Consider the following 9,180-nt stretch of genomic DNA (forward strand, 5'->3'; position numbering starts at 1 on the left):
TATAGCTGTCGCCAAGTGTATTAGGACATAAACCCGAAGAATTGACTGGCGGCGCGAAGCGCCGCCAGTCAATTCTATTACCAATTCACGAAAGTGTGACAACACTTTTGTGAATTAAAAACCAAACCCAGTAAGATTTTGGGAATTGGTATAAGAGGGTAGGCGGCGCTTCGCGCCGCCTACCCTTACCTATTTAGCACTACTGATGGTTAATCTGCTAAGATCTATGCTGTGAGGACTTAGGAGTTACATGGCTGGATATACGCTGATTTTAGCGATTTTGATCTTAGGAGGCTTAATCGCGACGCTGGGCGATCGCATTGGCACTAAGGTTGGTAAAGCACGACTTAGTATATTCAAGCTCAGACCGCGTGACACTGCCACCGTCGTAACGATCGCTACGGGTGGGATGATTTCGGCATCAACCCTAGGGATTTTATTACTGCTGAGCGGACAGCTAAGAGATGGTCTATTTCGATTAGAAAGTATTCGATCGGAGTTAGCTAGCAGTCAAGAACAAAAACAAAAGGTGGAGACTGACTTAAAAACGGCAAAGGACGAACAGGAAAAAGCACAACAACGCTTGGGACAAATTAATCAATCCCTCGTTCAAGCCCTCCGCAAACAGTCAGAAACGCAGGCTTTATTGCAGTCAGTCGAAAGCAAATTTCAACAAGCCGATGAAGCGCTGCAAAAAGCATCAAAACAGGAAGCCGATCTCCGCGATCGCATCCAGAATTTGACCGCAGAGCAATCCAGTTTGCAAGCGGAAAGCCTTCAACTGCGGGAAGAAAAATCGCGCATTTCTAACGAATTAGCCACCATTTCACAGGAGCGCGAAACCCTCAAACAAAAAGTCGATGAATCCGAACAACGTCTAGTCGAAATTGAAAAACAAAGGGTTGCCCTCGGTTCAGAGGTCGCTTCCTTGGAATCGGTTCGGGAACAATTATTAATCAGCCTCGAAGCACTCCGCAAAGGGAATGTCGCGATTTTTGCCGATCAAATTTTGTCCATCGGTGTCGTGCGTCCGAATCTCAGTACTGGTGAATTGCGCCAAGCCAGTACCCAACTATTGCAACAAGCAGAACGTAATGCTCGCGAACTTCTAGCTTTTCTCCCCGACCAAGCCCCCAAGGAACCCGTAATCAAAATTACGGAGGCTCAGGTCGAAGAGCTATTAAATAAGATTAAAGACGGACAAAGCTATGTGATCCGCATTCTATCCGCAGGCAACTTTCTCAAAAGAGAAACCCGCATTGCGATCGCTGCCGATGTGACCCTCAATCGCCAGATCTTTGCCCGTGGTGCAGAAATTGCGACTTTACAATTTACGCCCGACCTATCACCACAGGCTTTAGCCTCAAGAGTCGAGCAATTATTTTTACTCGTCAGTTTTCGGGCGCGTCGTGAGGGGGTTCTTGCCGATCCCCTGACAGGCAAGGTCGGTCAATTTACTCCAGAAGCATTTAACGCCCTTATAAAAACTGCGGGTGAACTCAAATCTCCCTATGAGATTAAGGCAGTAGCCAAAGATCCCATTTTTCCTGCGAGTTCGCTCAGCCTAGAACTGGTAATTCGTCAAAATGGTGTCGAAATTGCTCGCTTTAGCTAAGTAAAAACCTCAAGAAGAGAAGGGATGCGCTTAGCGCATCCCTTCTCTTCTTGAGGTTTATGTCCTGATATACTTAGCGACAGCTATAAAATATAAATATGGCAAAAATATCCCTCTGCGATCGCTGCAATTTTTACGCCCACACTCAGTTATTGGTCTGTGCAGTGCATCCCTATGGACCAGAGTGGGGAGTCTGCTCGGATTTTGTCTCCGCGGAGCTGTGGGAACCCGACGATCCCCAAAGTTACGATCCCGCTATGGAATCAGAATGTGGTTGGCATCCTATCTTCACAGGTAAATGTCCAGAGTGTCGAACTCCCTTCTCGCGGATGCGTTTACCACCTGAGCAATGGCGTTGTAAATGTTGTGGTTGGGAAGATGATCTTTAGGTAAGATCTGCAGAGCACGCGCAGCGTACGCTACAGGCTTTAGGGTTTAAATTATGCCTAGCTACTTACCTATGTTGACCTACGTTGATTATTCTTTGCGATCGTTACTATAGACATCCCGACCTCTGACATTGTTAATTGTATTTAGCACTGCTGCAGAAGCTGCCATAATATCTCGCTCCTCACCGCCAAGATATAAACGTCCAAAACTACCTACTGCCACAATTTCCAAAATATTAATAGATGCGGCTTTCTCCGCTTCATTGGCGGCAAGGGCTGCATAGGCAGCAGGTTCAACTTCCATAATGTATAAAGTCTGTCCTGAAAGTAACATTTGACCGCGTCGAAACCGATTAATCAGTTGTGTTTGATGTGCGTCCACATTCCGAATAATTTGACTTGACAGCAATCTTGGCTTAATCCGTTCTTCTTCGGTAACGCCAAGCATTTCTAAAATTGCGCGACCTGCGGCTTGGGTTTCCCCTTGGCTTCCAGAATGAATTTCTAGCAATCCATACAAACGTTCAACTATTTGCACTCCAGGACGGACTGAAGTCGATTTTAGAGCTACGTCAGTAATGCGGTTAATCTCAATGCCTGGGGATATTTCGATCCAGAGGGAAGTGTCCCCTGGTAAGGGCAAAAATCCTTGTGCGATCGTTCCTAAATAGGCAGCATGTTGTCGCTGTAAATTGTCTAAATAGACGTAGCTGCGTAAATCGATACCCAAAAATTTTCTCCCACAAGGCTTTTACTGGGTTTTCCTAGCTGTCTGAATCAAAAAATTAGTTAGCCGACCCAATGTGTAATTTTATAGCAATATAGCTGCCTTCATAAAAGTTATCCCAACTTCCTCAATTAAATATAAAACCCAAAGGACTAGTGGCGGCGCTTAGCCACCACTAGTCCTTATTGCTTAGGAAAAATCAAAACCCAAGAACTGATCGGTGGCGCAAAGCGCCGCCGATCAGTTCTTGGGTTATATTGGGCAACTATAGACCAGCTTGGGCTTTGGCGACGACTTGCCCATCCTTAAACTCCACGATCGCATTGCTCCCCTGAGAATTTTTCCAAGAATAAACTTTGCCGTTACCATTGCTCGAACTATTCTCGGCGATCACTTTACCTGATATCCCAAAAATTTTGTCCACCTGTTCGACCGACATGCCTTTTTGAATGCGGTTAAATTTTTCTAAAGTTATGACTTGTTCTTCTTGCTGGGGAATGGCATTGGCGGAAATCGGCTCATCCGTGAGAGAGCCATTGGCTTTTGCAACCGTGGGGGGATTTGGGTTAGGTGTTTCTGCGATCGCATTAGGATTGCTCGCTCCAGTGGGTTTTGTCCTGTCCATTACTTGGCTAGGGTTGGCTGGATCTGAACGGCTCTCGGTTGCTATCTTTGAGGTCAAGGCTCTTACGGAAGCACCAATTCCCAAACCTAGTAAGACAATTGATAAACCTACCAGTAATAATTGCCAATAGCTGATATTTGCCTGATTTTTTTCCTCTTTGGGATTGGCAAGGACAATTGATGACTTTGATGACTTAGGGAAATGTTCATCTAAAGATGACTTTTCTAGGGATGGCTTTTCCGAATTTGCAACGGATGGTTGTTTTGCTTGAGGACTAGTGGGAGCAAGCTTAGAGATCGCCTGTTGTAGAACCGACTGCTTGGAAAGTTGGGTTTCTGGTGCTCGCGTTTCCGAAGATTGATTTTCAGGCAAGCTTGTCGCAGGTGTACTTGTTGTTGGCGAGAGCGGAGCCTCTAAATTTGATTCCAATCCTGAAAGTGATGATTTGGGTAGATCTAGCATAAATTGCTCCGTCCAGAGTGGGCGCTGTTCATGCATTTCTTCATCATTGCGCCAACAGTAGATTTTAAATTTAGCTATTGATTCTATATGCAATTCTTGAAGTTCATTACGGACTATTGTCAGCAGTTGTTCTTTGTCTAGGGCGGAATCTGTCCGAATTTGTACTTCCAAGCTACTATCAACAATATCCACATCAATATTTAGCCGATCAATGTCAAGACATTGCAACTCCTGATAAATAATCTTGGCGATCGCTTCGGGATTTCGTTTATGGGCAAGTTCAGCAATCGAAAGCATACTTGGCTGATCGTCCTAGGCTAAATAATGAATAGCTTTATGAATGGCTTTTGTGAATAGCTTTTGAATAAATTTTAAATAATCTTGGCTATTATTCCATAGATTACACCTGCCGACCAAAAGCTGCGATCGGCTAAATTGCGTGAGTGCACGCAATTTTATTATAAAAGTTTGCGTCAAAATTAGCGATATTTATCCATAAATATCAAAACAGGAAAACTTCTCGCGAAGCAAGTATAGCTGCCGTCAACTGTATCAGGACATCAAACCCAATAGAGAATTGCGGCGCGAAGCGCCGCAACTCTCTATTGGGTTTGATTTTTGTCCTAATAGCTAAAGCAAAACCTAGAAGATCGTACCGCCCGCTTAGCGGGCGGTACGATCTTCTAGGTTTTAAGTTTACTTATACCTAGCTACTTAACCAGTCTTCCCAAGTTGGGTCTTGCATGTATTCTCTGACACATACAATTTAATAAATTTCGGTCTTGTGCATCACAAATGAGATAAATCCTGATAGGGTTAGTTTGGAAACTGTAACTCAAAATTTTTGTAACCCACAGAATTCATGAAAGTACTGGTAATTGGTGGCGACGGTTATTGCGGATGGGCGACAGCTTTACATCTCGCCAATAAAGGGTATGAAGTTGGTGTGTTAGATAGCTTAATTCGCCGACATTGGGATAATGAGTTGGGCGTTGCGACTCTAACACCGATCGCCTCTATTCAAGATCGGATCTATAAGTGGCAAGCCATTTCAGGTCAAAAAATCGATTTGTTTATTGGCGACATCACAAATTACGAATTTTTGCAAAAAACATTTCGTGATTTTGAACCCGATGCCCTCGTGCATTTCGGCGAACAACGCTCAGCACCATTTTCAATGATCGATCGCGAACATGCCGTACTTACTCAAGTTAATAATGTCGTTGGTACGCTCAATTTACTTTATGCCATCAAGGAGCATAACCCAGACTGCCATCTAGTCAAACTCGGGACAATGGGCGAGTATGGCACTCCCAATATCGATATTGAAGAGGGCTATATCACCATTGAACATAATGGGCGCAAAGATACCCTTCCCTATCCCAAACAGCCTGGTAGTTTTTATCACCTCAGTAAAGTCCACGACAGCCATAATATTCAGTTTGCCTGTCGGACATGGGGTTTGCGAGCGACCGATCTCAACCAAGGCGTAGTTTATGGGGTACTTACCGAAGAAACTGGCACTGACGAATTACTAATTAACCGTCTTGATTATGATGGTGTCTTTGGTACGGCGCTCAATCGTTTCTGCATCCAAGCAGCGATTGGACACCCTTTAACTGTCTATGGCACGGGAGGACAGACAAGGAGTTTCCTTGATATCCGCGACACGGTGCGCTGTATTGAACTGGCGATCGCCACCCCAGCAGAATCTGGCAAAATGCGCGTCTTCAACCAATTTACCGAGCTGTTCTCGATCCGCGACCTTGCCTACATGGTACAGAAGGCGGGGCAGACTCTCGGGATCAAGGTCGAAGTGCAAAATATCGATAATCCCCGTGTGGAGCTAGAAGAGCATTACTTCAATGCTAAAAACACCAATCTGCTAGATCTTGGTTTACAACCTCACTTTCTCTCCGATGCCCTACTCGATTCATTACTCAATTTTGCAGTCAGATATAGCGATCGCATCGACCAGAAGCAAATTTTACCCAAGGTAAAATGGCGCGGTTAAGCTACGTGTGTTATACCAAAGCTCAAAATGGCTATTTGGTATAGCTGTCGCCAATTGTACTAGGACATAAACCCCAAGAATTGACTGGCGGCGCTTCGCGCCGCCAGTCAATTCTTGGGGTTTGATTTGTCCTAAGTCAAGTGACGGTAGTTATATATCCGAACGAGAAGCGGTAGAACATTACGCTACCTCTTCTTTATGAATAGTTACGATTAGTCCCTGTGGTAGAAGCTTTGTAACAGAAAAAGAGGTATCTTAAATTACATAAAAGAATAATTGTCAAGATCTTCTTACCGAACCTACCATGACATCTTCTACAAAAACTTTGCGCGTTTTGGTGGTGGATGACCACGAACTAACCAGATGTACTTTACAACTAGCACTTTCCCTACAATCCTGCATTGGATCGGTTGAAGTGGCGAACAATGGCAAAGAAGCGATCTCCAAAGTACACAAGTACAAGCCTGATGTGGTGATCATGGATTTACATATGCCTGTAATGGACGGTTGGTCAGCTTCAAGCGCCATCAAAACTGAGTATCCTCATATTAAGATTGTCGCCTATTCAGCCGCTGATGGGGGCAAAGCTCAGGCTATCTCCAATGGGGCGATTATTGACGCTTTTTGCGATAAAGGAGCCTGCACGCGCAGTTTGCTCGAAGCGATTAAGAGCGTAGCTTAAAATTTAATAAACTAATAACTAGTAACTAATAAAAGAGAGGCGGCGCATTGCGCCGCCTCTCTTTTATTGGGCAACTTTACTAGGGGACAATAACTTTGCGGCGATAATTCCGCCTATAAAACCAAACAAATGTCCTTCCCAAGAAATATAGGCATTTGTGGGCAATACACCCCAGATTAAACCGCCGTAGGTAATGGCGATCGTAATTGAAATAGCGATCGCTACAAAACTTCTCTCAAAATAGCCGCGAAATAAAAGATAGCCAAAGTAGCCAAAAATCACACTACTTACACCAATATGGACAGAGTCAGCCCTGCCAACTAACCAAGTGCCTAAACCACCAACCAAAGCCGACATAAAAGACACAAAGTAAAAGTCTTTAGTGTTTCGTAGCATCACCATCCAGCCTAAAACAATAAAAGGAACCGTGTTTGCCGCAATGTGATAAAAGTTTGCATGGAGAAATGGGGCAAATAAAATTCCGCGCAAGCCGATGAAACTGTGAGGGAGAATCCCAAAGGCATTAAGGCGGCGAGAAAAGATTAATTCATTTAAGATAAAAACAATCCAAAAGACCGATACCAAGGTTGCCAAGATTTTCACTTGGTTTTTTAGTTCACCACCAATTGCTTGTAGATTTTGCTTCACAATTTTTACCCCAGACTTAAAAATTCTTCCATCTTGGACTACCTAAACTATAGCGATCCTCATTGGTTCTTGGAAGAGTGCGCCCAAAGATCGCGCTCTTTTAGGAGCTTGAAAAACCAAATTCCAAGAAGAGAATGGCGGCGCGAAGCGCCGCCATTCTCTTCATTAATAACATTGAAGACAGATGGTAATACCAATCCCCAAAAGTGGGGCGGGGATTAAAACCCAAACCCAGCAAGGGTTTTTAAACCACAAAATGGCTACGTCATTTTGTGGTTTGGTATAAGTTTCAATAGGATTAATAAAAAACCACATACAAAAAAACAAAACCTGAGGCATGTGCTAAGGGTGCACCTCAGGTTCTACTTCAGATTTTTAATTGCAACAGCTACTTAGTGCTTTTCAGGCAAGCCAGAACAAGTCAGCAATAGAGGTTCATGTCCTCATCACAGGTAGAGTAATGAACCTCTATTTCTATAAAACTAGGGTTTCTCAATGATCCGAACATTCACGTATTGATCGTTTTTGAGCTTTTCTTTAATCTTTTTCTCAATTTCCTGCTCTTGTTTCTTTTGGGAATCATTAAGAGCCTGAGAAATCCATAAACAGTAGCTGATTAGCACAATCCCAAAAATTTCCATATAAATTTTATGTAGATTTATGCAGGTGGATATTACATTAGTCAAATTTTATTAGTCAAGCAATAAATTATAAAAATCTCATAACTTAACAATTTTATGCCAAATATGCTGAAAAGCTAATCGGAATCAGAATCACCATAGTCAGCCTATTAGTATATTTCATTATATATTCAGTTTTATGGCTCGATTAAATTTTGATACTTTCATTACATTTTATTTTTGAGTACGCGCATTTTGTATGTTATGTTGATACATGGCACAAGAGTGTCGTATTAATTTGATTAATCGCAGGTAGCACCTAATCAATAGCTCCAATTTAAGCTAATAAGTAGCAAACAAGTTTTTTAAACAAGTTTTTTGTAGCGGCTGCTCTAGTCACCTGCTGAAGATTTCATAGCGTAGAGGTTTTCTATTATCATGTCCATTCGCCTTTATGTTGGCAACTTGCCAGCAGAATTAGATCGCCAAGCTCTAGAAAAAATTTTCAATGAATCAGGTGATTCAGTATCGTTGAAAGTTATAACCGATCGCAAAACAGGCAAATGCCGTGGTTTTGGATTTGTGACCGTCGGCTCTGATGAAGTTGCCGATACAGTAATTGAGAAATTCAATGGTTATGATTTCAACGGTGCTGTCTTGAAGCTAGAAAAAGCTTTGCCTCGCACTAAGGGCAAAGCCGAAGATGGTTCTGATTTGGAAGAAGGTTCTGATGATTCCGTCAATTCAGAGAGTGAATCCTCAGTAACAACGAGTACGGTTGCTGCGCCAATTAAAGCCGCGGCAAAACGGAAGAAACGCAATAATAACAACAAAAAAGCTTCTGGAAATGTATCTAGTTCTAGTACATCTTCTGAAGCTCACCAGCCCGATCCAAGATGGGCTCAAGATCTAGAACGATTAAAGCAACAGCTTCTTGAAGCTCAAGGTGCTGCTAAATAGACTAATGGATCTTTCCAATAGATCTATAAAGAATCTTTAAAGTGGGTTATCAACAAAAAAGATAACTAGAATAAATCAAAGAACAAAGAATGAGTGATGGTGCTTCGCACCATCACTCATTCTTTGTTCTTTGATGTCCTAAACAAATCTTACGTTGCGATCGCTGTCACCACTCGCATTAGGACAAAATCAAAACCGAAGAAGAGAAGGTTGGCGCGAAATGCCAACCTTCTTTTCTTCGGTTTGATGTACTAATCTACTGGGAAGGAATATAGGACATAAAGCCCAAAATATTGTTGCTGCGCTCCGTGCAGCAACAATATTTTGGGCTTTATAGTCGTTTTAAATAACTTGTAGACGGGCTTCGACTTCGCTCAGCCCTCGGTGTAAGCTAGCTGAGCGAAGTCGAAGCTGTAGTTTTTATTTGAATTATCTATA

Annotated in this window: 9 protein-coding genes; 5 read left to right on the forward strand and 4 right to left on the reverse strand. The window is 42.9% G+C overall.

Going from position 1 to position 9,180, the window contains the following annotated elements; all coding sequences use genetic code 11:
• The first annotated feature begins 250 nt into the window (after positions 1–250).
• Together AC805_RS19980 and AC805_RS19985 are read left to right on the forward strand one after the other, a co-directional pair.
• Complete coding sequence (locus tag AC805_RS19980; protein WP_055077036.1) at positions 251–1,615, forward strand: DUF3084 domain-containing protein; 1,365 nt, start codon at positions 251–253, stop codon at positions 1,613–1,615.
• Between the two features lie 98 nt (positions 1,616–1,713).
• On the forward strand, positions 1,714–2,004 hold the full coding sequence (locus tag AC805_RS19985) for a hypothetical protein (protein WP_055077037.1): 291 nt from the start codon (positions 1,714–1,716) through the stop codon (positions 2,002–2,004).
• Between the two features lie 88 nt (positions 2,005–2,092).
• Here the strand turns inward: AC805_RS19985 and AC805_RS19990 are convergent, their stop codons facing one another.
• Together AC805_RS19990 and AC805_RS19995 are read right to left on the reverse strand one after the other, a co-directional pair.
• The gene (locus tag AC805_RS19990) at positions 2,093–2,734 is read right to left on the reverse strand and encodes a hypothetical protein (protein WP_055077038.1); all 642 of its coding nucleotides are present in this window, start codon (positions 2,732–2,734) and stop codon (positions 2,093–2,095) included.
• A 262-nt stretch (positions 2,735–2,996) separates the two neighbouring features.
• Positions 2,997–4,115: a hypothetical protein gene (locus AC805_RS19995; RefSeq protein ID WP_055077039.1), complete on the reverse strand. Its 1,119-nt coding sequence runs from the start codon at positions 4,113–4,115 to the stop codon at positions 2,997–2,999.
• A gap of 565 nt (positions 4,116–4,680) precedes the next feature.
• On the opposite strand from AC805_RS19995, the gene AC805_RS20000 reads away from it, so the two are divergent.
• On the forward strand, positions 4,681–5,832 hold the full coding sequence (locus AC805_RS20000) for an NAD-dependent epimerase/dehydratase family protein (RefSeq protein WP_055077040.1): 1,152 nt from the start codon (positions 4,681–4,683) through the stop codon (positions 5,830–5,832).
• A 304-nt stretch (positions 5,833–6,136) separates the two neighbouring features.
• Positions 6,137–6,514 carry a response regulator transcription factor gene (locus AC805_RS20005; protein ID WP_009626963.1) on the forward strand — a complete coding sequence of 126 codons (378 nt, stop codon included), beginning with the start codon at positions 6,137–6,139 and terminating at the stop codon, positions 6,512–6,514.
• Positions 6,515–6,577: 63 nt separating this feature from the next.
• On the opposite strand, the gene AC805_RS20010 is transcribed toward AC805_RS20005, so the two are convergent.
• Together AC805_RS20010 and AC805_RS25815 are read right to left on the reverse strand one after the other, a co-directional pair.
• The gene (locus tag AC805_RS20010; protein ID WP_072143694.1) at positions 6,578–7,162 is read right to left on the reverse strand and encodes a rhomboid family intramembrane serine protease; all 585 of its coding nucleotides are present in this window, start codon (positions 7,160–7,162) and stop codon (positions 6,578–6,580) included.
• A 482-nt stretch (positions 7,163–7,644) separates the two neighbouring features.
• Positions 7,645–7,803, reverse strand: a complete 159-nt coding sequence (locus AC805_RS25815; RefSeq protein WP_156341494.1) for a hypothetical protein — start codon at positions 7,801–7,803, stop codon at positions 7,645–7,647.
• A 417-nt stretch (positions 7,804–8,220) separates the two neighbouring features.
• On the opposite strand from AC805_RS25815, the gene AC805_RS20015 reads away from it, so the two are divergent.
• Positions 8,221–8,742 (forward strand): RNA-binding protein, encoded by a 522-nt coding sequence (locus AC805_RS20015; protein ID WP_055077042.1) that lies wholly within the window; start codon positions 8,221–8,223, stop codon positions 8,740–8,742.
• Positions 8,743–9,180 lie beyond the last annotated feature (438 nt).

Origin of the sequence: Pseudanabaena sp. 'Roaring Creek', from assembly GCF_001402795.1 — a bacterium.
Taxonomy (GTDB): Bacteria; Cyanobacteriota; Cyanobacteriia; order Pseudanabaenales; family Pseudanabaenaceae; genus Pseudanabaena.